Consider the following 23,589-nt stretch of genomic DNA (forward strand, 5'->3'; position numbering starts at 1 on the left):
ACGGTAGGGTGTGCCGTCCCGTTGCGCCGTACCTTGTGCCGTCCGCTGCATCTTGTCGCACCCGCCCGGAGGACTCCCGCGATGTCCGTCCCCGACGCCGCCGCGCCGGTCACCACCTGTTATCGGCACGGCGGGCGCGAGAGCCACGTGCGATGCACACGCTGCGACAGATACATCTGCCCGGACTGCATGCGCAGCGCCTCGGTGGGGTTTCAGTGCCCTGAGTGTGTCCGTTCGGGGAACAAGGACGTACGGCAGGCGCGGACGCTTTTCGGGGCACCGGCGTCCGGCGGCTCGCGACCGGTCGCCACCATCGCGCTCATCATGCTGAACTTCGCGGTGTACGCGGCGGAATTGCTGAAGCACTCGGTCGTGGACCAGCTCGGCATGCTCTCCGACGCCATGCGCGGGCCCAACAACGCGCTCTACGAGGCGATGGCGTCGCCGCCGCCGGGCTACCACCCCATCGGCGTCGCGCACGGCCAGTGGTACCGGATGCTCACGTCGGCGTTCGTGCACATCCTGCCGAACCAGCCGCCGCTGGGGCCGCTGCACATCCTGTTCAACATGCTGTCGCTGTGGATGTTCGGCGTGGTGGTGGAGCAGCAGATAGGGCGGGTGCGGTACCTGGCGGCGTATCTGCTGTCGGCGATCGGCGGATCAGTGTTCTGCTACTACCTGACCGCGCCGTACACGCAGTCCATCGGGGCGTCGGGGGCGATCTTCGGACTGATCGGGCTGTACTTCATCCTGAGCCGCAAACTCCACTTCGATCCGCTCGGCGGCCAGCGGCAGCTGGTGATCGCGGTGCTGTGGCTGGTGCTGGCCTCGCGGTTCACCTCGTGGCAGGGCCACCTCGGCGGCCTGGTCACAGGCGTGGTGATAGGCCTGGTCTACGTTTACGCCCCGCGCACCCGCCAGGCCTTCGTCCAGACAGCCGGTCTGGTCGCGATACTGGCTGTGTTGATCGGCGCGACGGTGCTGCGCACCTCGGCACTGCACTCGTCGGCCGAGGGCGCGAAGGGCATGGTGACGCATGGACGAGGCGTTGATCTGGCAGGTGGTCCGCCAGCAGAAGGCCTGGCTGGACTCACATCCGGACACTGACCCCACTCTGGCGGTCCCCTTGCGGGTCCTGAAGGTCGCCGAGGAAGCGGGCGAGGCCGCGGCGGCCCTGATCGGCACCACCGGCCAGAACCCGCGCAAGGGCCGCAGCCACACCGAAGCCGATCTGGCAGCAGAACTCTGCGACGTGATCACCGCCGCCTCCGTAGCCCTGGCAACAGTGGTCCCCGACCCGGAGCGCGTCCTGAGCGAGCACCTCGGCCGCCTCTACATGCGCTCGATCGACGCCGGCGCACCCCGCCTGGCAGAACACGGGACGGGGCAGGACCGCGCGGCGTGGGTGGCATCCCTCCCGAAGGTGATCGTCGGCGCCTCGATGCTGTTCCACGACGAGACCGGCAGGATCCTCCTGGTCCACCAGTCCTACCGCAAGGACAAGAAGTGGAGCTTCCCCGGCGGCGGCGTCGAGGAGGGCGAATTCCCCGCCGATGGCGCACGCCGCGAGTCCCTGGAGGAGATCGGCCTGGACGTGCCACCGGGCGCGCTGCTGATGGTCGACTGGCGCCCGCGCGAAGCCGAGCGCCCGCCCCTGATCCACTACTTCTACGACGGCGGCGTCCTCGGCGCGGAGGACATCGCGCGCATCCGGCTGCAGGAGAACGAGATCGACGAGTTCGGGTTCTTCGATGTCGAGGCAGCCAGGGATCTGATGGCGCCGCACACGTACGAGCGCCTGGTGAACGCGATCGCGGTGCGGGAGGGGCGGCTCCCGCCGCAGGACTTCGAGGAGGGACGGCTGCGGCGGGCGAGGTGAGTTCCGGGTGCGGGCGGCCTCAACCAGCCAAAGTGCCCTGGTGGAAGTACATCCGCCAGCCGGTCTCCGTCAACCGCCACACCGAGCTCCGCCACGCCCTGCGCCCCTGGTTGTCGGCGAAGTAGGTCAGGTGCACGTGCCGCAACTCACGGTCGATGGCTGCCTGCACGGCCTGCTCCCGCTCAGAGGTCATGCCAAAAGGCTATGCACAGCCACGACCGCCAGCCGCCAGCCGCCAGCCGCCAGCGAGAAACGAGTCGCTCAACCGAACCGCGCCACCAGCGGATCCCGTAAACCATGCGCGAAGCCGTAAAAATCGCCTTTGACGGTCAACCCACAAACAACCGGTACTCGCGCACCCACCACCCCCTCACCGCGACCCCGACTCCACCCCCGCCCGCTGCCGCGGAATCGCCGCCAGCCGCTCCCGCACCAGCGCCGCCTCCGGCCGCCGCGCGGCCTCGAACACCGCGAGCGCCTCGCGCCAGTTCCGGCGGGCGGTGGCGTGGTCGCCGCGGTCACGCAGCGCGTCGCCGAGGCGCATCGAGGACAGCGCCGCCTGCGTCGTGTCGCCCTCGGCCAGGCAGGCTTCGATGGCGCGGTGGTAGCAGGTCTGCGCCTCGTCCAGGTCGCCGAGGCGGTGGTGGACCAGGGCCAGGCTGTCCCAGAGCATGCCGATGTGGTCCAGGCGGCCGGTCGCGACCTTCAGCTTCAGCGCCTTGCGGCAGCTGGCCAGCGCCTCCGGGAGGCGCCCCAGGTGCGCGTAGCTCCAGCCCAGCGCGTTGAGGGCCATCGCCTGGCCGTGGCGGTCGTCGGCGGCCTCGGCGTGCGCCAGGTACTCCTGCAGCAGCGGGACCGCGGCGGCCAGGTCGCCCTGGACCACGCGGACGTTCGCCACCGTCCGCTTCGTCTCCGCGATGCCCTCCATGTGGCCGGCCGCGCAGTACAGCTCCAGGGCCCGGCCCAGGTGGCGCAGGCCGCCTTCGGGGTCGCCCAGACGCGGCAGGTCGCGACCGAACATGCGGTGCACGTGCGCCTCGGCCACGGGGTCCGCCAGGCGTCGCGCGGCCTCCAGCGCCAGGCGGGCGTTGGCGACGTCCTCCTGCAGGCGTCCCATGCGCGCCAGTCCGGTGGACAGCGCGCACGCCAACTGCCACAGCTCCGCGTCCAGGCCGGCGGCGGCCACCGCCGGTACCAGGACGCTGAGAACCTCGCGCTCGCTGTCGAACCACGCCACACCGCCCGCGGTGTCCGTGATCGGCGTGAACACCGTGCCCGGCCGGGCAGGCGGCAGCTCCGCCGGCGACGGCAGCGCCACCGTCGAGCCGTACACGCTCGCGCTCACCGCGGCGCGCAGGTAGTGGTCCACGAGCCGCCGGTACGCCGCGTCCCGCTCGCCCTCGTCCTCCTCCGCCGCCAACCGCTCGGTCGCGAACGCCTCCAGCAGCCCGTGCCGGCCATACCGGCCGCCCGCATCGACCGCCGCCATGTTCATCGAGACCAGCTCGGCCAGCGTCGCCTGCGCGTCGGCGAGCGGCAGGCCCGCCAGCGACGCCGCCGCGGCCGTCGACAGATCAGGCCCCGGATGCAGGGCCAGCAGCCGGTACAGGCGCGCCGCCTCCGGGCTGAGCTGCCGGTACGACCACGACAGCACGGTCCGCACGTTCACCGCCGCGTCCCCGCCGTCCAGCGTCCCCAGGCTGCTCCCGATCTCGCCGAGCTGCGCGGCCAGCTCCGCCAAAGGCGTCTGCGGCCGCACCCGGGCCCGCCCCGCCGCGACCACCAGCGCCAACGGCAGGTGGGCACAGTGTTCTGCGATAGCCGCGAGCGCCTCCTCATGCCCGCTGGTGCGCTCGGCCCCCAGCCGCAGGTTCAGCAGATCCCGCGACTCGCGAGCCGACAGCGGCTCCAGGTTCACGGCCTTCGCGAAGTCGATCGTCACCAAACTGGCCAGCGCGCTGCGGCTCGTCACCAGCAACTGCGCCGGACCGGCCGGCGGCAGCAGCGGACGCACCTGATCGGAGTGCCCGACGTTGTCCAGCACGATCAGCACCCGCTTGTCCGCGATCACCGCCCGATACAGCGCGACCCGTCCGGCGGCGGTGGCCGGCATCCGGTGCTCCGGGACGCCGAAGCAGTCCAGCAGCGTCCGCACCGCCTCGTCGACCGTCAGCGGCGCGCCGCGATCGGCGAACCCCTTGAGGTCGACGTAGATCCGGCCGTCCGGGTACTCCGACGCCGACCGGTGGGCCCACGTCAGCGCCAGCGCCGACTTCCCCACCCCGGCCATGCCCACCAGGAGCGTCAGGCCCGGCAGCTCCGGCGGATGGTTCCCCCGCATGGCCTCGGTCAGGGAGATCAGCTCGCTGTCACGGCCGACGAACCGCCGCGGCGGCGGAGGCAGCAGGTCCGGGTACGGCGGATCGGTCGAGAACGTCTCGGCTTCCCGCACCGCCGCGAGCGCCCCCGGCATCGGCAGCTCCGACACCGCCGCCGCCGGCCGCGTCAAGAACCGCGGGCCGAGCAGTTCGTCGACCATCGCGCCGACGCCGGCGCCCCGCAACGTCTGCTCGTAGAACCGGCGCAACAGCGGCGACGGCTCGGACCCGATCTCCTCGCGCAGCCGCAACCGCACCTGCCGGTACCACTCCTGCGCGTCGGCATGCCGGCCCGCGCCGTACAGCGCCACGAAGTGCCGCTCGTGGAACGGCTCGTTCAGCGGATGCGTGCCGGACACGACACGCAACGCGGGCAGGATCGCGTCGAAATCGCCGCACGCCAGATGCGCGTCGATCCGCAGCTGCTCCAACCGGATCCGCAGTTCGTCCAAGTACGGCAGGTACTCGCAGCGCAGCTCGTCGGACTCCACATCCGCCAACGCCTCGCCGCGCCACAGCCCCAACGCCGTCGAAGAGGCCTCACGTGCCTGCGACCAGCGCCCCTCCACAGCCGCCGCGCGCGCCCGGCACTCCAGGTCCGCGGCCCGCACGTGGTCGATCTCGTCGCCGGGCTCCGGAGCGAACAAGTAGCCACGGCCCTCGTGCCGGACCCGCGAACCGCCGTCGGGCCCGAGCACGGCACGCAGCCGGGAGACGTACGTGGCCAGCCCCGAACGCGCCCCGGCCACCGGCCGATCCGCCCACAGCGCCCCGACCAACGCGTCGAACCCGACGACCTGCCCCGGCCGCAGCAGCAACGCGGCCAACACCGAACTCTGCTTCCCCGCGGGCACCGGGACGTCGATCCCGGCGTCATCCCACACCTTCAACGACCCCAAGACTGCGTAGCGCATGTCCCGCCCCATCCGTCGAACCCCACCCGGCTCCCGCGCAATGCGCGCGCAATCCGGTCCGGCCATCATGGGCAAAAACGTTGTCGAATGTCGAGGAGCATCCACGATGGCCAGCCAGCCGGCGTTCCAACTGACCCCCCAGATCTGGCGGATCCCTGCCGGACCGTTCGATTTCGTCAACAGCTTCGCGATCCTGGAGGACGACGGCCGGGTGTCCCTGGTCGACACCGGTATGCCCAGCTCTCTCAAGCGCATCGAGGCGGGCCTGAAGGCGATGGGCAAGAGCCTGCCCGACGTGCACCGCATCGTGCTCACCCACGCCCACGGCGATCACGCCGGCGGGGTGGCGAAGATCAAGGAGCGCACGGAAGCCGAGGTCTCCATCAGCGCGATCGACGCACCCTACGCGCGCGACGGCCACGCCCCGCGGCGCGACGGCTCCACGCTGGGCGGCAAGATCCTGAACCTGCTGGGCCCCGGCGCCAACAAGTTCGCGAAGGTGATCGTCGGCGAGGAGTTCGCCGACGGCGACGTCCTGCCGGTCGGCGGCGGCCTGCGCGTGACGCACACCCCCGGCCACACCCCCGGGCACGTGGCGCTCCTGCACGAGGCCGACGGCGTCCTGATCACCGGCGACTCGATCTGGAACGTGCGGAAACTCAGCTGGGGGGTCCGTGCGTTCTGCAACGACATCAAGCTCAACCAGCAGACCGCGGACGTGCTCGGCGAGATGGACTACGAGATCGCCGCGTTCACCCACGGCAAGCATGTGGCACAGAACGCCCGCGAGACCGTGCGGCGCTACCTGAAAGAGGCACAACGCGCATGACCGACCCGACCGACCTGTCCACCGAACGGCTTAGTCTGCATCTGCTCACCGTCGAGGAGGGACGCCGCATCGTCGATGTCACGCCCGGCGAGCAGGACAGCTGGGCCGAGGACTTCCCGATGCAGGACGACCGCGACGGGGTGAAGGGCTTCCTGGGCGCGGCCGAGGCCGGCCACGACGCCGGTCCGTTCGGCTGCTACCGGATCGACCAGGACGGCGCCGCGATCGGCACCATCGGCTTCTACGGTCCCCCGGACGAGGAAGGCCAGGTCATGTTCGGCTACGGGCTCGTCCCCGGCGCCCGCGGGCACGGATACGCGACCGAGGCCCTCGGCGGCCTGGTCGCGTTCTGCCGTTCGCACGCGGACGTGCGCACGATGGTCGCCGACACCGAGACGAGCAACACCGCCTCCCAGCGCGTCCTGGACAAGACAGGCTTCGTGCTGGTGAAGGAAGAGGGCGGGCTGTACTTCTACCGCCAGGACGTCACAGCCCCCTGATGGGGCTGATCAGGCTCGGCTCTGCCGCACCGTGGATTCCCGGACGACGAGATCGGTCGCGATCTCGACGGGCTCGTCCGGGACCGCCGCACCGGCCAGCGCCGAGGCCAGCATCCGCGCCGCCTCGGCCCCCATGTCGCGCAGCGGACGGTGCACGGCGGTGAGCGCCGGCGCGCCGAGCGCGGCGTGTCCGGCGTCGTCGAACCCGACGACCGCCACGCTCTCCGGAACCGGCCGGCCCGTCGTCCCCAGCATCTGCAGGACACCCGAGGCCGACAGGTCGTTGTGGGCGAACACGGCGTCGAACTCGATCCCGTCGGCCACAGCCCGCGACACGGCCACGCGGCCGGACTCGCCGGAGTAGTCGCCGGGGAAACAGGCCTGCGCCGGCACCGGGAACCCGGCCTCGGCGAAGACGCCGGTGAACGCCTCCCGGCGCTCGGCGGTGCAGTCGTAGCCGTCGGGCCCGGCGAGCACCAGCGGCCGGCGCCGGCCCAGGCCCAGCAGGTGCTCGGCGGCCTGCCGCGCGCCGGGACGGTTCCCGGACGCCACCGCCGGTATCCCCGGCCCGGCCTCGCGGTCGCTGATCAGGACCACGGGCAGCGCGGCCGAGGCCATCTTGGCCACCGCGGGGACCGTCTCCTCGGGCTCTATCACCAGCAGGCCGTCGAAGGCGTTGGCGTCCACCTGGCCGGCGAAGCGCCGGAACGAGTCGTCGCCGCGGGTGCGGGTGAACAGCATGAGTCCGTGGCCGCTGTTCTCCATCGAGTCCACGACGCCCTGCATCACCTGCGCGATCCACGGCCGGGTGAGGGCGGGCGCGAGCACGCCGACCACCCCGGTCCGGCCCTTGGCCAGCGACACCGCCCGGGCGCTGGGCACGTAGCCGAGCTCCTTGACGACCCGCCGGACCCGGGCCGCGGTGGCCGCGTCCGTCTCTCCTTTTCCGTTGAGCACCCGCGAGACCGTGGCTTTGCTCACCCCGGCCCGCAACGCCACATGGGCGATGGTGACCCGCATTCCGTTCCCCCGTCCTACGTGTGAACCCCAGCAGGATTGTGGCACGGCCGCCGATCGTCTACTGCCCTTGCCGGGGATCCATCGGCCGCACCTGCCCGCCGGTGTCCAGGACGCCGACGCCGCTGCCGGCGGCGACCGCCGGACCGGTGAGCACCACGGCCGCGGTGTGCTCGGGCGCCGCGACCGTCTGCCGCACGGTTCCGGCGCCGTCGACGACCGCGACCTTCACCACGTGCCGCGTCCCGGCGACGAGCAGATAGATCTTCCCGTCGGGGGCCCGCCACCGGGCCTGCGCGACGACGTTCTGCCCGAGCGCCGAGCACGACCGGCCGTCGGCCTCGGTACCGGTCACCGTCGCCGCGGCCTGCGCCGACGGCGGCAGGAACTCGCTGGTGGCCGAGCCGCTTCCGTTCCACTGGTCGGCGCGCACGCAGACCCACGACGCAAGGCCCTGAGACGCCGGCAGCGGCTGCTGGGCGAAGACCCACGTGTCGACCTGCTTCACGTCCTGGCCCCGCAACGACGAAAGGCCGCAGGCCACCCGGAATTCGGCGCCGTACGTGTCCGGGGCCGCCACCTCGCGCGGAACCTGCGCCGGGTCGGTCTTCGGCGGCGCGGTGTACAGCAGGTGGGTGCCGGTCACGCCGCCCAGGTCCGTCATCGCGACCGTCTGGCCGCTGACCGCCGGGGCCGTGTGCAGCTGGAGCACCGGCCAGGAAGCGCAGCCGGACGCCGGGGGCGCGGGCACCGCGGCCGTGACGCCGTCGGACACCGCGACCGGCGTCGTGGCGGCGCCCGGGATTCGCAGATCCCTGATACCGACGGTGTCCACCCACGGCGCCACCAGCCAGCGCTCGCCCGCCGCCGCCGACCGCAGCACCACGGCGCCGGCCGATGCCGGGTCGGAGTCGTCGGCGCGCACCACGTCCAGGCGGACCGGATCGGCCGGTGTCGGCGCGTCGGGCTGCGTGTAGCGAGCCAGGCGCGTCGAGTCGAAGAGGAGCACGACGGTCGCGCCGTCCAGGTGCCCGCTCCACAGCACGTGGACCGGCTGCAGCGGCGGAGCGTCGGCGGCACCGGGCCCGGGCTTGTAGACATCAGGACGCCGCGTCTCCCAGGCGTCCAGTGCCGGCTCGACCGCCGCCGAGGAGGCCGCGTCGCCGTCCCCGCGCGCCGGCCAGACGCCGAAGTCCAGCCGGGGACTCTGCTGCCACGCGGCGGGGTCCACCTGGACCGGGGTGTGCGCGGCGGCGGCGCTCGCGGCGTCGGCGGCCGCGGCGGCGCCGGTCGAGCCGGAGCCGCCGACGCCGACCGCCACGGCCGCCAGCACGGCCAGGGCGACGCCGCCGGCGGCCGCCGCGACCCGGATCCGGCGTCGGCGCCGGGACAGGTCGGTGGGGCGGGTGCGCAGCGTGCACGGGTCGAACTCCGAGGACTCCAGGACGTCGGCCGGGTGCTCGGCGAGCAGCCGCTGCGCCGTCTCCAGCGCCGCCGGCACGCCGCGCACGCCGGTGCCGGCGAGCAGCGCGGCCACCTCGTCGGCGCCGAGGTCTTCGAGCGCCAGCAGCACATACGCCATGCGCGCGGTCACGTTCAGCCCGCGCAGCGCGGCGTCCACCGCCAGCTCCTGCGAGCCGCCGCCGAGCGGGAAGAATCGCAGACCCCAGACATAGGGCTGGTGCAGGGAGCGCGGCCACCACGTCCGGCGCAGCACCGCGGTGACGACCGCCTGGCGCAGGATGGCGTAGGAGTCGCCGTCCACCCGAGCCGGCGAGCGCCGCGGCCACCGGCCCGGCAGTGTGCGCTGCGCTATGGCGTGCGCGGCCAGCACCCGGCCGTGCCGGTCGCCTTCCGGCGGCAGCGCCAGGTACGCGATGCGGACCAGGCGCGAATAGTGCAGCACCAAAGCCGCCTCGAGATCCTCCCGCCCGCCGGCGGGGCGGTCGCGATCGTCGAGCACGAGGGCTCTCCCTTCTTTCGGGGTGAGAACGATTCACGGTGCGGATGGTCACCACAATCACCGCGCCACCGCACCGCTACCCCCACCCTGACAGACCAAGAGCACTCTTTGTCAGTTGTTTGCCATGAGTGGCCGACACCGCTTTGTCAGAACCCTGGGGCAGACTGGGAGGCTATGGCTACCTGGCAGCAATTCGCAGACTCCGCGCCCGATCTGGCCGCCCGGATCCGCGCCCGCCTGACCGCGACCAAGCACCACGTGCTGGGCACCCTGCGCAAGGACGGCTCACCCCGGGTGAGCGGCACCGAAGTCGACCTCACCGAGGACGGCCACCTGCGCATCGGCTCCATGGCGGACGCGCTGAAGGGCAAGGACCTCAAGCGCGACGGCCGCTTCGCCCTGCACGCCAACCCCGGCGACGGCTCCATGGACGGCGGCGACGCGAAGCTGTCGGGCGTCGCGACGGCGGTGCCGAGCGGCGACCCGGAGGGCTCGGACCTGTTCGAGCTGGACATCCGCGAGGCGGTGCTCACGACGGTCGAGAACGACGAGCTGGTGATCCGGTTCTGGACGCCCGAGGGCGGACTGCGCGAGATCCGGCGGAAGTAGCCAGGCGCGTGGCTCGGCGGCGGGGCCGGCAGGGCTGGCGAGGCTTCCAGGGCTGGCGGGGCTTGCAGGACCGCCGGGGCTGGCGGGGCTGGCAGGGCTAACGCGCAGGCTGAGCTGTCGGGCCGCCGACCAACTCCGCTCGCAGTTCGCGCACCAAAAGCCCCCGCCGCCTCACCCCAGCCTCACCCTGGCCTCATCCCATGAGAATCCGCCGCGTCCGCGCCGGCGCGCCGGACGGCAGCTCGTCGAGGACGTCGCCGAGCGACACCGCCGCCAGGCTGGCCCGCCACGCGGCGTGCGCCTCGGCCATCGTCCGCGCCAGCGGGCACATCTCCTGGCACTCCTCGACGGCCAGGGCGCCGCGCCCCTGCTGCCGGATCTCGCGGCACTCGTACGGCGCGGCCGCGCCGTCCACCGCCTCCACGACCTGCAGCATCGTGATGTCCTTCGCCGGGCGGGCCAGGCGGAAGCCGCCGCGCGGGCCGGTGGTGGCGGCCAGGATCCCGGCGCGGGTCAGCGCCTGGAGCTGCTTGGCCAGGTAGGGCGCCGGCAGGTCGTAGTACGCCGCCAGCTGCGCCGCCGAGGCGGTCTGGCCGGGTTGCAGCTGGGCCAGCGAGGCGGCGCAGTGCAGAACCCATTCCGTGCTGGTCGGCAACTTCATGTCGGCGATTCTATCTCAGAGATTGCGGATCTATTTAGTCCGAGATAGAGTCGGCGGCACGATCCCGTACGCAGCAGGGTCTTGCGACCCGACGGGTCCCGACGGGTCCCGCGACCAAGGAGAACTCCATGCGCATCGCCGTCGCCGGCGCCACCGGCAACATCGGAACCCTCACCGTCGCGGCGCTGGAGCGCGCCGGGCACGACGTGGTGGGCATCAGCCGCAAGCAGGGCGTGGACCTGGTCACCGGCGACGGCCTGGACGAGTCGCTGGCCGGCGTGGAGGCCGTCGTCGACGCCAGCAACGGGCCGGCCGGCTCGCTGGAGGAGACCGTCGCCTGGTTCGGCAAGGCCACCGAGAACCTGCTGGCCGCCGAGGAGCGGGCCGGCGTCCGGCACCACGTGCTGCTGTCGATCGTCGGCGTCCACCGCACCGAGGGCAACGCCCACTACGCCGGCAAGCGGGAGCAGGAGCGGCTGGTCGAGGCCGGCGGCGTGCCGTGGACCATCGTCCCGGCCACCCAGTTCCACGACTTCCCGGCCATGGTCGCCGGCTGGGTCACCCAGGACGGCGTCGCCCCGATCGCCCCGCTGCTGCTCCAGCCGATCGCGCCGGCCGACGTCGCGGCGGTCCTGGCGATGGTCGCCGTCGGCCAGCCCGCCGGCCGCTTCGCCGACGTCGCGGGGCCGGAGAAGCAGGACATGGTGGACATGGCGCGGCGGACCCTGGAGGCCCGCGGCCAGAGCGTCAAGCTGGAGCCGACGTGGGACGGCGGCCTGTTCGGCCTGGCGATGGCCGGGAACACGCTGCTGCCCGGGGAGCGCGTGCACATCGCGCCGACGACGTTCGACGAGTGGCTGGAGCAGCAGCGGTAGCCGCTACTCCGGCTACTACGGCTACTCCGGCTACCCGGTTACCCCAGCTACCCCACGAGGGCGACGACCCTGAAGCGCTCCACCAGCGCCTCGGTGTCGTCGTCCACGGTGAACTCCGGATCTTCGAGGTAGCGCCGCATGTCGTCGCTGTGCCAGAAATCCTCATGCCCGGCCCGCCATTCGGCGACGGAGGCGTAGCCCTCGCCCTCGTCGACGGCGTGCCGCAGATCGACGTCCCCGAGCCGGACGACCCGCACCTCGGTCGTCTCGATCACGGCCACCGGCCGCTCGTCGCTGCCGAGCATCACGGCCCGCCGCCCGACCTCCGGGAACGGCTCGTTCTCCCGGCGGTACTCCAGCACCAGCGAGGTGGTCGAGGTCTTGCTCCCGTCCAGGATCGCGGCGTTGAGCCGGTCCCGCAGCGGACCGGGAAAGGCGAAGCCGGTGGTCGGAAGCCCCGCCACCGCGGATTCGGCGATCATCAGCTCACTCCCAGATAGCGCAGGACCGCCAGGACGCGCCGGTGGTCGACGTCGGTCTGCGGCAGATCGAACTTGGTGAAGATGTTGGCGACGTGCTTTTCGACCGCGCGCTCGCCGATCACCAGCGCGGCGGCGATCGCGGCGTTGGTCCGGCCCTCGGCGACCAGCGCCATCACCTCGGCCTCGCGCGGGGTCAGGCGCTCGGCCCGGTCCGGCCGCCGGTTGGCCCCGACGAGCTGGGTGACGACCTCCGGGTCCAGCGCGGTGCCGCCGGAGGCGACCCGGGTCAGCGCGTCGACGAAGTCGTCGATGTCGACCACGCGCTCCTTGAGCAGATAACCGACGCCCTTGGAGCTGTGCGCGAGCAGATCGGTGGCGAAGCGCGCCTCGACGTACTGCGAGAACATCAGGATGCCGAGGTCCGGATGCCGCCGCCGCAGCTCGACCGCCGCCCGCACGCCCTCGTCGGTGTGGTCCGGGGGCAGCCGGATGTCGACGACCGCGACGTCCGGCCGGTGCTCGTCCACCGCGGCCAGCAGCGCCGGCGCGTCGCCGACCGCCGCGGCCACCTCCTGCCCGCGCGACTTGAGCAGTTGCACGAGGCCGTCCCGCAGGATCGCGGTGTCCTCGGCGATGACGATGCGCACGGTGGTGACCGCCCTTCGGTGCGGTGGCGGCGGTGGCCGCAGGTGGGACGGCACCACGGTAGCGTGCGAGGGCGCTCACGCGATCAACCTTTCGGCCGCCACGGAAGGCGTTCCGGTAGGAAGCCCGCGCACCTCAAGCCTTCACCGGCAACGCGACCGTCACCACCGTCGGCCCGCCCTGCGGACTGTCGATCCCGATCATCCCGTCCACCGTCCCGACCCGGTCCGCCAGCCCGGCCAGCCCCCCGCCGGGCCGCATCCGGGCGCCGCCGTGCCCGTCGTCCGCGACGCGCAGCGTGAGCTGCCGCGCGTCGGCCTCGACCGTCACGGTCGCGCGCGTGGCGTGTCCGTGCTTTGCGACGTTGGTGAGCAGTTCGGCGGCGCAGAAGTAGGCCATGGTCTCGATCGCGGCGGCCGGCCGCGGCTCGGCGACCCGCACCGTCAGGTCCGCCGGGATCGGGCCGTTGGCGGTCAGCGTCCGCAGCGCCGTCTCCAGACCCTGGTCCAGCGTCGGCGGGTGGATGCCGCGGACCAGGTCGCGCAGTTCGGCGATCGCGGTCTTCGCGGTGAGCTGCGCCTGGTCGATCAGGCCGCGGCTGTTCTCCAGCCGCGGGTCGTCGGCCGCCTCGCCGCCCAGGCTGTCCTTCAGCATCACCAGCTGCATGCCCAGCGCGACCAGCCGGGCCTGCGCGCCGTCGTGCAGGTCGCGCTCGATGCGGCGCAGCGTCGCCGCCGAGTCGTCGACCGCGTAGCTGCGCGAGCGCTCCAGCTGCCGGACCCGCGCCGCCATCCGGCCCGAGCCGAGCACCACGCGGTAGAACCGCAGGTCCAGCCGCACCAGCTTGCGCGCCGTCCACGCCGCCAGCGCGACGGTCAGCAGCCCGGCCGCGGTGAGCAGGAACGAGCGCGGCAGCGTGTCGAACCAGAACCCGAAGATGTGCAGTCCGCGGTGGATGGTGCCGTCCGGCTGGCGCGTGTAGAGATCGTCCCAGTTCCGCATCAGCGGCCAGAACACCCACAGCAATCCGTAGACCCACAGCCCCACGCCGACGACCAGGTTCAGCAGCGCGACCGGCAGCCGCACGGACAGGAACGCGGCCTCCATCCAGCCGCCGCCGTCGGCACTGAGCATGAAGCGCCGCCACGCCAAGGCCCCCCGCTCGGTGCGTTCGGCCGGCGGTTCCAACCGCTCCCCGAACAGCCGCAGCACCAGCCCCCGGTACAGCACCCCGAACCCGCGCGCCGCCGCGACCCCCACCGCTATCACCCACGGCCCGAGCGGCGTCACCGACAACACCACGCCGAGCAGCAGCAGCGCGCTGACCGCAGCGAACGCGACAGCCCACAGCACCGAACTGGCGACGAGATACAGCGACGCCGCGATGAAACCGATCCGCGGTCCTTCGGATTCGGCGACGTCCCCGGAGGCCTGTGACGGCGTGGTGAGCATGCCACCATCATGATCGACGGCGAACCGCCGGCCCAGGGTGCGGGCACGAAGGTTCCACGGTTCGGTTAACCGCCCTATCCGGACGGCCGCTTGGGCGTCCTGCCCGCTCAATCGAGACACCGCCCGACGAACACGCCGTTCGGATCCCACGCCGCCTTGATCTCGCGCAGCCGCCCCAGTTCCGCCTCGCCGAACGCCCGCGACACCGGATCGCCGGCGCCGAGCCAGGCCAGCGGCGTCCGGGCGGTCACGGCCTCCCGCCTCGCCGCCGGACCCGTGAGGAAGACCGCGAACTCGCCCTCGAGCGCGCCGTGCGGCCCCTTCGTGGAAGCCTCCGCCAGCCGTCCGCCGAGCTGCCGCACCTGGACGGCCGACGCGTCCGGCACGTCCAGGGCATCCAGGATGTCGTCGAGCCCTGATACAACCGCCGCCCGAGCCCGCCCGGGCACCGGCTCCACCGGATCGCCCGCGAACCCGCCGATCTCCACGGGCGCCAGAAGCCGACAGGTGTCCAGCACCTCGCCCCCGAGCGCCGCGAACGGTTTGAGCATCACCCTGGCCTCCTCTTCAGGCCCGAGGAACGCCGCCGACATCGAAACCGTCGCCGCCGTGCCAGGGACTTGCGCCCTCGTGACCCTGACCGAGAGACCTTCGGAGGCAGACGCGGCTACCTCCGACATTGCCGCCATGACCTCCGCAGCGGCAGCCGCCGGCCACACGATCGTCCCGCCGCACACGTCGGGCTCCGCGTGCAGCTGCACCTCCACGGCGGTGACGAGCCCGAAGCCCGCTCCGCCGCCCGACAACGCCCAGAACAGGTCCTCGTTCTCATGAGCGCTGGCCCGCAAGAGGTTCGCATCAGCGTCCACCATCTCGAAGGCCACCACGTCATCGGAAACCATCCCGTACTTGCGCGCGAACCACCCGATCCCGCCGGTGAGCGCCAGATCCGCCACGCGCTCGTGCTTCAAGCCGGCGGCGGAGGAGATCAACCCGTACGGAGCGAGCGCGGCACTCAACTCCCCCGCGCTCACCCCGGCCCCGACCCGCGCGATCCGCGACCGCGCGCAGACCGAGATCCGGTCCAGACCGTCGGCGCGCACCACGATCGCGTCCGCGTCGAAGGCGTCCCACGCGCCGGTCCAGACCGCCACCCGCGCTCCCACGCACGGCGCGAAACGCACCAGATCCACAGCGTCCCCGGCGTTCCGCACGGTGCCGGGCCCCGCCTCAGCTCGTTCCATGCCTCGATCGTCGCAGCGGACGTTTCACCAGGTAAGTGCGGTGATCACCCATCGCGGTAACGGATTCCCCGTCGCCGCGTGAAAACTTCACATGGGCAGGTCGACCGACAACCGGAACCAGCCGTCGGCCGCCGCCGCGTCGAACTCGCCGCCGGCCTCGGCGACCCGCGACGCCATGTTCCGCAGGCCCCGTCCCCCGGGCCCGAGGTCTGCCGCCGCCTCGTGCAGACCGTCGTTCTCCACCCGGAGACGGACGCGCCCCGCCTCGAAGCCGAAGGCGATGCGCACCTTCTCCGCCGCGGAGTGTCGCAGAACATTGGTGATGGCCTCGCGGAGCACGACACCGCACACCGCGTCCACCGGATCCGAAGCCGTCTCCTCGGCCACCTGGAGGTCGACGGCGATCCCGGCGCCGGACAACGTCCGCTCCGCACTGACCAACTCGGCACGCACCGACGCCTCGGATCCCCCGCCGCCGGCGGCGACCACGGCCCGGGCACCGGCCGCCGCCTCCGCCGCGAGCCGCCGCATCTCCGTCAGATGAGTCCGGGCCCGCTCCGGATCGCTGTCGAGCAGCCGCGCCGCGAGTTCCCCCTTCAGCACGAGCGTCGTGATCCCCAGCCCCAGCAGGTCGTGCACGTCCCGCGCGACCCGTGTCCGCTCCCGCAGCGCGGCCAGCGTCACCGCACGCCGGCGCGTCCGGGCCAGCGCGCCCTCGAACTGGACCAGGCGCACCATGCCGTAGGAGTCCGCGCCGATCGCGGCGATGCTCGCGAAGTAATAGATCATGTCGGCCGAGGAGGTGTAGCTGTCCGGCGTGATCACCGCCATCAGGGCGACGGTGCCGGCCGGCAGGGCCAGCAGCGCTCCCCAGGTCATGCCGACGCGCCACTGGACCAGCACGATCCCGGCCACCAGGAACCCGGCCCCGGCCCACACGCCCGCCGGGGGCGCGGTGAGCACCGCGATCACGACGGACACCACCGGAAAGGCCACGGCTCCCCCGACGGCCACGACCCGCAGGTACGCCGCGACCCGCGAACCGGGCCGGCCCAACTCGTCCCGCCGCCGGTACAGGGCCACGATCGCACCGAGGATCATCGCCCCGGAGGCGGGGACGAGCAGGGCGGTGATCTGGCCGTCCACCCCGTCGAGCAGCCCTTGGAGCAAGTAGGCGACCAGCAGCAGGTTCAGCGCCACCACGGCGACCAGCTGCCCGCTCAGCGCGCTGCGGACCGAACCGGCGTCGTGCGCGGTCGGCGAGTCCGTTTCCGGATGAAGCTCGGAGTCGGCCGCCGACCGCACCACGGACTGGCACTCCCGCGCTGTCCGCACCGCGGCCGCCACGTCATCCGCGGCCTGCGAGGACGACACCGCAAGGCTTCGCAACCCGCGGGTGACGTGGTCTTCGAGGCCCACCAGCAGACGGTCGAAGACGTCCCGGAGAGTGCGCTCGGCCCGAGAGCGTTCCTCGGCCTCGGCCAAGCGGGCCAGCTCTGTGCGTTCGGTACGCAGGTCCGCCGCGACCTGCGCCAGCGTCACCAGGCTCCAGAACTGCACGCCGTTGTCCACCGGCGCCGTCACGGCGTATGCGATGTACGAGGCCTGCGTCATGTGCAGCACGGAATACGACAGCAGCACCTCGCCCGCCGCGACGCCGACGGCGAGCGGCAGCCCGGCGATCGGCCCGGCGGTCAGCAGGACGGCGCCGAGCAGGAAGCCCGAGTTGCCGGCCATCCAGTTGTGGCCGAACAACACGAACGGCAGGTACGTGAGCACCGCCTGCGCCGCCACCACACACCAGCCGAGAGCCGTGCCGCGCAGCCGGCGTCCGGCGACGATGTACGAGGCCTGGACCGCGACCTGGAGCGCGAGCAGCGCCACCGTCCACACCGTCCAGCCGGCCCCGGCGCCGCCGAGCACGCCGAAGCGCACCGTGGCCACGGCCGCGAGCCAGCCCGCGACGATCGGCCGGATCGCCCCGGGACCCGGGACCCGCGACAGGACACCGAAAGTGCGCCTGTCCGCGTCCCGCGTCGTGTCCCCCCGTACCCGTACCCCGGCCATCGCCCCCCGCTCTCCATACGCCCACGTCCCCAGCCCGGGTATGAGATTCTCATACCCTCGTGTGTGAGAGACGGGGGAGCAGTTCATGGTGCGGATAGTGCTGGCCGAAGACGTGGCCCTGCTCCGGCAGGCCATGCGCGAGCTGCTGGAACTGCGCGGCGACATCACGGTGGTCGCCGAGGTCCCGGCCGGCGACCAGGTGGCGGCGGCGGTGGCCAGGCACGACGCGGACGTCGCCGTCCTGGACATCGAGCTGCCCGGCCTGGACGGCATCGCCGCCGCCGCCGAACTGGCCCGCACCGCCCCGCGCTGCAAGGTCCTGATCCTCACCGGCCTGGCCCGCCCCGCCCTCCTGCGCCGCGCCCTGGACGCGGGGGCCGCCGGCTTCCTCACCAAGGACGTGGAGCCCGACACGCTGGCCGACGCCATCATCCGCATCGCCGCCGGCGAACAAGTGGTGGACCCACAGCTGGCCCTGGCCGCGCTGCGCCAGGGGCCGAGCCCGCTGCGGCCTCGCGAGACCGACGTGCTGCGCGCGGCCGCGACCGGCGCGGAGGTCGAGGAGATCGCAGACCGGCTGGCCCTGTCGGCCGGCACGGTGCGGAACTACCTGACGGAGTGCATCGCGAAGCTGGAGGCGCGCAATCGGGTGGACGCGATCCGGATCGCGACGGAGGCCGGGCTGATCTAGCGTGCGGGTGGTGGAAGGGTGCCGCACCTAGTCGCCGCCGCCGGTGTTTGCCGGCCTCGGCCCCGATCACGGAGGCCTCGATAGCCGCTGAGGCGATGTGCGAGCTGGACCGCGGTCCGGCTACACGTGCAGGCTGCCGGTCAGGATCTCCTTGCCCCAGCCACCGCCGCTGACATACGCGTCGGCGACCGGGATCTGCCACACCCCGCAGCCGTGTGCGTGACGCAGGCGCCCCGTGCCGCCCGTCACCACGTATACGTACTCTGCGGTTCCCGGCGTCTTGCACAGCGTGCCGACCGCGTCGACGTGGATCGTCGAGCCGTCGGCGGCGGTGAACTCGCCGTGCTTGTCGATCGGGCCGCAGTCGGAGGTCCCGAAGGCCCCGTAGTGGATGTCGACCTCGAAGTGGCCGACGACCGGTCCCACGCCGGGCAGCGAGGCACCGGTCAGCTTGTCCGACAGACAGAAGTCGCCGGCCGCGTCGTCGGCCGGGCAGGCGTGGTAGGTGAAGACGCCTTCGAATGTCGCGTCGACATGCGCCCCGTTCGCCGGTGCGTCGGCCTGTGCGGACGGCATCCCCCAGCACGCCGCCGACAACGCCACCGCCGCGATCGACATCGCCATCGCCGCTCTCCTGGTACGCGCCACTGTTGTCTCCCCGTTTCGTGGAATGCGGGAACTGATGTCCGGCCGCCGGTCCAAGGTTGCGCCGCTGCCGCGCGGGCGGTCCAATACTTGATCCGGGCCGGTGCATAAGCGCCGCTTATCAGGCCGCGTCGGAGGGATCGGGGCATGATCGAGGTCCGGTTGCTGCGCTCGTTCGCGGTCATCGCCGAACTGGGGTCGTTCACCGAGGCCGCGCGGCATCTGCACGTCTCACAGCCCGCGCTGAGCCAGCAGATCAAGGCCCTGGAACACCAGCTGCGCACGCCGTTGTTCGTCCGCTCCGCCGGTCCGACCCGGCCGACACCGGCCGGCGAGCAGCTGCTGCGGCACGCGCACCGGGTGCTGGCCGCCGTCGACGACGCCTCCGACGCGATGCTCGGCCTGGCCTCGGCCCGCACCGGACGGCTCCGGGTCGGCGTGGTGGTCGGCGGCTTCTGGGACATCCTGCACCCGACCCTGCGCGCCCTCGCGGCAGCCGTCCCCGAGGCCCGCTTCCGCATCCGCCAGATCCCGTCGCAGGACCAGCTCGCCGCGGTGCGCCGGGGCGACGTCGAGGTGGCGCTCTACCGCCGCATCGCCGAGGAGCCCGAGGACGGCCTGGTCATCACACCCCTGCGCGGCGACCCGCTGATCGCCGTGGTCGCCGACGACCATCCCGCCCTGCGCCCGGACGGCACCCTGCGCCTGGCCGACCTGGCCGGCGAGCGCTTCGTCGCCTTCCGGCGGGTGTGGATGCCGCTCACCTACGACCGCTGCCTACAGGCCTGCCACGACGCCGGCTTCACCCCGGACATCGCAGAGCGCTGCGAGGACCCGCTGACCATGGCGTTCGCCGTCGCCGGCGGCGCCGTCGCGCTGACCGGCGCGGGCATGGCCGGCCGCTACCCGGGCCTGGCCTACCCGCCGGTCACCCCGGCCCGCTCGATCGCGGAGGTGTCGCTGGCCTGGCGGCACGACGCCGACAACCCGCTGTTGCCGGTGTTCGCCGAGCACGTGCTGGCGCACTGCGGAGACCCGGTGCGGTACTGGCACCCGGCCTCAGGCGCGGCCGACCGCCACCAGCAGGCACAACCCGAGGATGACGGTCGTCGCGGCGACGTTCACCGCCTCCCGCCGCCCCCGACCCGCGGCCAGAGGCGCGGGGCCACCGAAGAGAAAAGCCCGAACAGAAAAGCGGGAAGAGCCGAACCTACTCGGGGTCGGGAAGCAGCGCCACGCGCGTGACGATCCGCGCGATCCGCTCCGCGGTGCGCTCCGGTGAGTCGACCGGCTGCACGATGTTGCTCACCGTCAGCCGCACCACGCACTCCACGGCCAGCTCCCGCGAGTAGTCGTCGACCTCGGGCCAGGCGTGCGCGGCGTACGCGCCGAGCATCGCGGTCGCGGTGTCCAGCAACGGCTCCGAGCGGGTCGTCAGGTGCGCGATCAGCTCGCCGTCGCCGCCGCGCTGGCTCGTGATGACCGCCTTCAGCAGCTCGTTGTCGGCGGCGGTGCGCAGTGTGAACTCGATGCCCGCGGTGACCCCGGCGCGCAGATCGGCGCCGTGCGCGTCGAGCACCTCGCGGATGCCGTCCAGGAACCGGTCGACCTCGCGCATCACCAGCGCCTGGCCCAGCGCGTCCTTGCTGCCGAACTCGGTGTAGCAGGTCTGCCGGCTCACCCCGGCGCGCTCGGCGACGTGCGCCATGCGCAGGCCGGCCCAGCCGGCGTCGGCGACCAGGCCGTACGCGGCGTCGAGCACGCGGTCCCGCAGGCTGGTGCGGACCGATTCGGTGTAGCGAGTCATCCCTGGCGATTGTATTCAACCCCGGTCTGCGGGCCGTCGCCGACTGCTTGACACTCTTAAGGTTTCTGTCTAGTTTCTGGACACTGCTCGCACTTTTGTAAGGCAGTTTTGGACGAAGAGGGAGCGGACGATGACGGCGATCGCCGTGTCCGGACCCGCCGAGACCTCCTGGCGGGACGGCAAGAAATACCTCTGGCCGCTGGGCCTGCTGGTCCCGATGATCCCGTGGATCGCCTGGGGGCTGGCCGCGGCCACCGACCTGGGCGTCGCCTGGTTCGCCGGGCCGATCCTGGTGTTCGGGGTCTTCCCGTTCTTCGACTGGGCGATCGGCAAGGACTCCGACAACCCGCCGGACTCGGTGCTGGCGTTCCTCGAGAGCCAGCGCTACTACCGCTGGTGCACCTACCTGTACCTGCCGCTGCAATACGCGGGACTGGTGACGGCCTCGTGGATCTGGTCCACCGGCCGCCTGGACACCGTGGACGCGATCGGGCTGGCGGTCAGCGTCGGCACCGTCGGCGGCATCGGCATCAACACCGCCCACGAACTCGGGCACAAGAAGGACGACCTGGAGCGCTGGCTGTCGAAGGTCGCACTGGCGCAGACGCTGTACGGGCACTTCTACATCGAGCACAACCGCGGCCACCACGTCCGCGTGGCCACACCCGAGGACCCGGCAAGCTCGCGGCTCGGCGAGAGCTTCTACCGGTTCTGGCCGCGCTCGGTCGCCGGCAGCTTCCGCTCCGGCTGGCACCTGGAGAAGGCGCGGCTGGAGCGGTCGGGGCGCAAGCCGTGGACGCTGCGCAACGACGTGCTGAACGCGTGGGCCATGTCGGTCGCGGTCTTCGGCGCGCTGATCGCCTTGTTCGGCATCGGGATCGCGCCCTACCTGCTGATCCAGGCGGTGTTCGGGTTCTCGCTGCTGGAGGTCGTGAACTACCTGGAGCACTACGGCCTGCTGCGGCAGAAGACCGGCGAACGCTACGAGCGCTGCGCGCCCCGGCACAGCTGGAACAGCAACAACATCGCCTCCAACGTGCTGCTCTACCACCTGCAGCGGCACAGCGACCACCACTCCAACCCGACCCGGCGCTACCAGGCGCTGCGGCACTTCGACGACGCGCCGGAACTGCCCAGCGGCTACGCGACGATGATCGTGCTGGCGTACGTGCCGCCGCTGTGGCGCAAGGTGATGGACCCGAAGGTGGTGGCGCACTTCGAGGGCGACGTACGGCTGGCGAACCTCCAGCCGCGCAAGCGGGACCGGCTGATCGCGAAGTACGGGGCGAAGGCGTGAGCGCGTATCAGTGCCCTGTGTGCGACTACGTCTACGACGAGCGCCGCGGCGACCCTCGCGAAGGCTTCCCGGCCGGCACCGCCTGGTCGGACGTGCCGGACGACTGGACATGCCCGGACTGCGGGGTCCGGGAGAAGATCGATTTCGAACGGCAGGACGTGGCATGAATCAAGAAGCTTATAAAGTGTGGGAGTGCCAGGTCTGCGGCTTCGTCTACGACGAGGCCGTGGGCTGGCCCGACGAGGACATCGCGCCGGGCACCCGCTGGGCGGACATCCCGGACGACTGGTCGTGCCCGGACTGCGGCGCGGCCAAGGCGGACTTCGCGATGGTCGAGACGAGCCGTGCCTGAGCGGGCCGAGCGTCCGCAGCGGCCGCAGCGGCAGCGGCAGCCGGCGCGCTTCAGCCAGCCGGACCGCACCGTGATCGTGGGCGCCGGAGTCGCCGGCGCCACCGCAGCACTGACCCTGCGCAACGAGGGATATCAGGGCCGGATTACCCTCGTCGGCTCCGAGCCCGAAGCCCCCTATCGCCGTCCATCGCTGTCGAAGGAGGTGCTGCGCGGCACGGTGAAGAGCGAGCGGGTCCGCCTGAAGCCCGACGCGTACTGGACCGATCACTCGATCGACCTGCGCACCGGCACGACGGTGACCGCCGTCGACACCGCCGCCGCGACCGTGCGGCTGGCCGACGGCGCCGTGCTCGGCTACCGCAATCTGGTGCTGGCCACCGGAAGCCGTCCGCGGGAGCTGGCGGAGGCAGCCGGCGCGCCGGGTGTGCACTATCTCAGGAGCCTGCGGTCGGCCACGGCGCTGGCCGCAGCCCTGGCCGGAGCCCTGGCCGGACAAGGCGCGGCGATGGTGATCGGCGGCGGCCTCGTCGGCCTGGAGATCGCGGCGTCGGCCCGCGCCCTCGGCTGCGCGGTGTCGGTGCTGGAGGCCGCGGACCGCCCGATGAACCGCGTCCTGCCGGCCTGGCTCGCCGATCCGCTCAGCGCCCTGCACTGGGATCGCGGCGTGGAGATCCACACCGGCGTGGCCGTCACCGGCGTCGAGCGCTACTCCCGCCGGGGCGGCTACGCCGTGACCGCCGCGGACGGCCGCTCATGGCACGCCGCCGTGGTCGTCGCGGCGGTCGGCACCGTCCCGGACACCGAGCTGGCCGCGGCCGCCGGACTGCTGGTCGCCGACGGCGTCGTGGTGGACGAGTACGGCCGCACCTCCGCCTCCGGCGTGTTCGCCGCCGGCGACGCGGCGAACCTCCCGGACACCCTGCACGGCGGCCGGCACCGCGGCGAGCACTGGAACGAGGCGATGGAGCAGGGAGCGGCGGTCGCCAAGACGATCGCCGGGGAGCTGACGCCGTACCCGCGCCTGCCGTGGTCGTGGTCGGACCAGCACGGCGTGACCATCCAGGTCTGCGGCCGCCCCGAGCTGGCCACGGAGCACGAGGTGCTCGGTGATCCCGCGTCGCACGACGCCTCGGTGGTGTTCCGGCAGCGCGGCAAGGTGGTCGCGGTCGTGGCGATGAACCGGCCGGCGGAGTTCCGGGCTTTGCGGCAGCTGGCGCTGGCCTCGGCGGATTGAGCTCATGCCGAGCTGAAGATCATGCAGAGCCGAAGATCATGCAGAGCG

General features: G+C 72.4%; 24 protein-coding genes. 12 read left to right on the forward strand and 12 right to left on the reverse strand.

Translation table 11 applies throughout. From position 1 onward, the window contains the following. Positions 1-324: 324 nt before the first annotated feature. Together ABH926_RS23690 and ABH926_RS23695 are read left to right on the forward strand one after the other, a co-directional pair. Entirely contained in the window at positions 325-1,107 is a 783-nt protein-coding gene (locus ABH926_RS23690) for a rhomboid family intramembrane serine protease (RefSeq protein ID WP_370367909.1), read from the forward strand. Then, on the forward strand, positions 1,037-1,879 hold the full coding sequence (locus ABH926_RS23695) for an NUDIX domain-containing protein (protein ID WP_370367910.1): 843 nt from the start codon (positions 1,037-1,039) through the stop codon (positions 1,877-1,879). The genes ABH926_RS23690 and ABH926_RS23695 overlap by 71 nt, the downstream gene beginning before the upstream one ends. A 19-nt stretch (positions 1,880-1,898) precedes the next feature. Here ABH926_RS23695 and ABH926_RS23700 read toward each other — a convergent pair whose 3' ends face one another. Together ABH926_RS23700 and ABH926_RS23705 are read right to left on the reverse strand one after the other, a co-directional pair. Then, complete coding sequence (locus ABH926_RS23700; protein ID WP_370367911.1) at positions 1,899-2,072, reverse strand: hypothetical protein; 174 nt, start codon at positions 2,070-2,072, stop codon at positions 1,899-1,901. A 177-nt stretch (positions 2,073-2,249) separates the two neighbouring features. Then, positions 2,250-5,171 (reverse strand): BTAD domain-containing putative transcriptional regulator, encoded by a 2,922-nt coding sequence (locus ABH926_RS23705; RefSeq protein ID WP_370367912.1) that lies wholly within the window; start codon positions 5,169-5,171, stop codon positions 2,250-2,252. Between the two features lie 106 nt (positions 5,172-5,277). Here ABH926_RS23705 and ABH926_RS23710 point away from each other — a divergent pair, with 106 nt between their 5' ends. Continuing rightward, on the forward strand, positions 5,278-6,000 hold the full coding sequence (locus tag ABH926_RS23710) for an MBL fold metallo-hydrolase (protein WP_370367913.1): 723 nt from the start codon (positions 5,278-5,280) through the stop codon (positions 5,998-6,000). Continuing rightward, positions 5,997-6,500, forward strand: a complete 504-nt coding sequence (locus ABH926_RS23715) for a GNAT family N-acetyltransferase (protein WP_370367914.1) — start codon at positions 5,997-5,999, stop codon at positions 6,498-6,500. The genes ABH926_RS23710 and ABH926_RS23715 overlap by 4 nt, the downstream gene beginning before the upstream one ends. A gap of 9 nt (positions 6,501-6,509) precedes the next feature. Here the strand turns inward: ABH926_RS23715 and ABH926_RS23720 are convergent, their stop codons facing one another. Beyond that, positions 6,510-7,520, reverse strand: a complete 1,011-nt coding sequence (locus tag ABH926_RS23720) for a LacI family DNA-binding transcriptional regulator (RefSeq protein ID WP_370367915.1) — start codon at positions 7,518-7,520, stop codon at positions 6,510-6,512. 58 nt (positions 7,521-7,578) lie between these two features. Next, positions 7,579-9,480: a hypothetical protein gene (locus tag ABH926_RS23725; protein ID WP_370367916.1), complete on the reverse strand. Its 1,902-nt coding sequence runs from the start codon at positions 9,478-9,480 to the stop codon at positions 7,579-7,581. Positions 9,481-9,654: 174 nt separating this feature from the next. Between ABH926_RS23725 and ABH926_RS23730 the strand changes: the two genes are divergently transcribed. After that, on the forward strand, positions 9,655-10,089 hold the full coding sequence (locus tag ABH926_RS23730) for a pyridoxamine 5'-phosphate oxidase family protein (protein WP_370367917.1): 435 nt from the start codon (positions 9,655-9,657) through the stop codon (positions 10,087-10,089). A 193-nt stretch (positions 10,090-10,282) separates the two neighbouring features. Here the strand turns inward: ABH926_RS23730 and ABH926_RS23735 are convergent, their stop codons facing one another. After that, complete coding sequence (locus ABH926_RS23735; RefSeq protein WP_370367918.1) at positions 10,283-10,750, reverse strand: Rrf2 family transcriptional regulator; 468 nt, start codon at positions 10,748-10,750, stop codon at positions 10,283-10,285. Positions 10,751-10,878: 128 nt separating this feature from the next. Between ABH926_RS23735 and ABH926_RS23740 the strand changes: the two genes are divergently transcribed. Beyond that, positions 10,879-11,625: an SDR family oxidoreductase gene (locus ABH926_RS23740; RefSeq protein WP_370367919.1), complete on the forward strand. Its 747-nt coding sequence runs from the start codon at positions 10,879-10,881 to the stop codon at positions 11,623-11,625. A 47-nt stretch (positions 11,626-11,672) separates the two neighbouring features. Here ABH926_RS23740 and ABH926_RS23745 read toward each other — a convergent pair whose 3' ends face one another. The 5 genes from ABH926_RS23745 to ABH926_RS23765 form a co-directional block, all read right to left on the reverse strand. Then, a complete protein-coding gene (locus tag ABH926_RS23745) occupies positions 11,673-12,107 on the reverse strand; it encodes an ASCH domain-containing protein (protein ID WP_370367920.1) in 435 nt (144 codons plus the stop codon). Beyond that, positions 12,107-12,754 carry a response regulator gene (locus ABH926_RS23750; protein ID WP_370367921.1) on the reverse strand — a complete coding sequence of 216 codons (648 nt, stop codon included), beginning with the start codon at positions 12,752-12,754 and terminating at the stop codon, positions 12,107-12,109. The genes ABH926_RS23745 and ABH926_RS23750 overlap by 1 nt, the downstream gene beginning before the upstream one ends. A 133-nt stretch (positions 12,755-12,887) precedes the next feature. Then, positions 12,888-14,204, reverse strand: a complete 1,317-nt coding sequence (locus ABH926_RS23755) for a sensor histidine kinase (protein ID WP_370367922.1) — start codon at positions 14,202-14,204, stop codon at positions 12,888-12,890. A gap of 107 nt (positions 14,205-14,311) precedes the next feature. Then, complete coding sequence (locus ABH926_RS23760) at positions 14,312-15,448, reverse strand: FAD-binding oxidoreductase (protein ID WP_370367923.1); 1,137 nt, start codon at positions 15,446-15,448, stop codon at positions 14,312-14,314. An 87-nt stretch (positions 15,449-15,535) separates the two neighbouring features. Further along, positions 15,536-17,515: a sensor histidine kinase gene (locus tag ABH926_RS23765; protein WP_370367924.1), complete on the reverse strand. Its 1,980-nt coding sequence runs from the start codon at positions 17,513-17,515 to the stop codon at positions 15,536-15,538. 85 nt (positions 17,516-17,600) lie between these two features. On the opposite strand from ABH926_RS23765, the gene ABH926_RS23770 reads away from it, so the two are divergent. Continuing rightward, positions 17,601-18,206, forward strand: a complete 606-nt coding sequence (locus ABH926_RS23770) for a response regulator (RefSeq protein ID WP_370367925.1) — start codon at positions 17,601-17,603, stop codon at positions 18,204-18,206. A gap of 120 nt (positions 18,207-18,326) precedes the next feature. Here the strand turns inward: ABH926_RS23770 and ABH926_RS23775 are convergent, their stop codons facing one another. After that, entirely contained in the window at positions 18,327-18,830 is a 504-nt protein-coding gene (locus ABH926_RS23775) for a hypothetical protein (RefSeq protein WP_370367926.1), read from the reverse strand. A gap of 168 nt (positions 18,831-18,998) precedes the next feature. On the opposite strand from ABH926_RS23775, the gene ABH926_RS23780 reads away from it, so the two are divergent. Then, positions 18,999-20,096: a LysR substrate-binding domain-containing protein gene (locus ABH926_RS23780; RefSeq protein ID WP_370367927.1), complete on the forward strand. Its 1,098-nt coding sequence runs from the start codon at positions 18,999-19,001 to the stop codon at positions 20,094-20,096. Here ABH926_RS23780 and ABH926_RS23785 read toward each other — a convergent pair. Then, positions 20,062-20,658 (reverse strand): TetR family transcriptional regulator, encoded by a 597-nt coding sequence (locus ABH926_RS23785; RefSeq protein WP_370367928.1) that lies wholly within the window; start codon positions 20,656-20,658, stop codon positions 20,062-20,064. The two genes, ABH926_RS23780 and ABH926_RS23785, sit on opposite strands and share 35 nt — an antisense overlap. 130 nt (positions 20,659-20,788) lie before the next feature. On the opposite strand from ABH926_RS23785, the gene ABH926_RS23790 reads away from it, so the two are divergent. From ABH926_RS23790 to ABH926_RS23805, 4 genes are read left to right on the forward strand one after another with little or no spacing between them, the layout of a single operon-like run. Beyond that, positions 20,789-21,955 (forward strand): alkane 1-monooxygenase, encoded by a 1,167-nt coding sequence (locus ABH926_RS23790; protein WP_370367930.1) that lies wholly within the window; start codon positions 20,789-20,791, stop codon positions 21,953-21,955. Next, complete coding sequence (locus tag ABH926_RS23795) at positions 21,952-22,122, forward strand: rubredoxin (RefSeq protein ID WP_370367931.1); 171 nt, start codon at positions 21,952-21,954, stop codon at positions 22,120-22,122. The genes ABH926_RS23790 and ABH926_RS23795 overlap by 4 nt, the downstream gene beginning before the upstream one ends. Further along, positions 22,119-22,307, forward strand: coding sequence for a rubredoxin (locus tag ABH926_RS23800; RefSeq protein ID WP_370367932.1), 189 nt, complete (start codon positions 22,119-22,121; stop codon positions 22,305-22,307). Before ABH926_RS23795 ends, ABH926_RS23800 begins: the two co-directional genes overlap by 4 nt. Further along, positions 22,300-23,541, forward strand: a complete 1,242-nt coding sequence (locus tag ABH926_RS23805) for an NAD(P)/FAD-dependent oxidoreductase (RefSeq protein WP_370367933.1) — start codon at positions 22,300-22,302, stop codon at positions 23,539-23,541. Before ABH926_RS23800 ends, ABH926_RS23805 begins: the two co-directional genes overlap by 8 nt. Positions 23,542-23,589 lie beyond the last annotated feature (48 nt).

The sequence above is a fragment of the Catenulispora sp. GP43 genome (genome assembly GCF_041260665.1).
Lineage (GTDB): Bacteria > Actinomycetota > Actinomycetes > Streptomycetales > Catenulisporaceae > Catenulispora.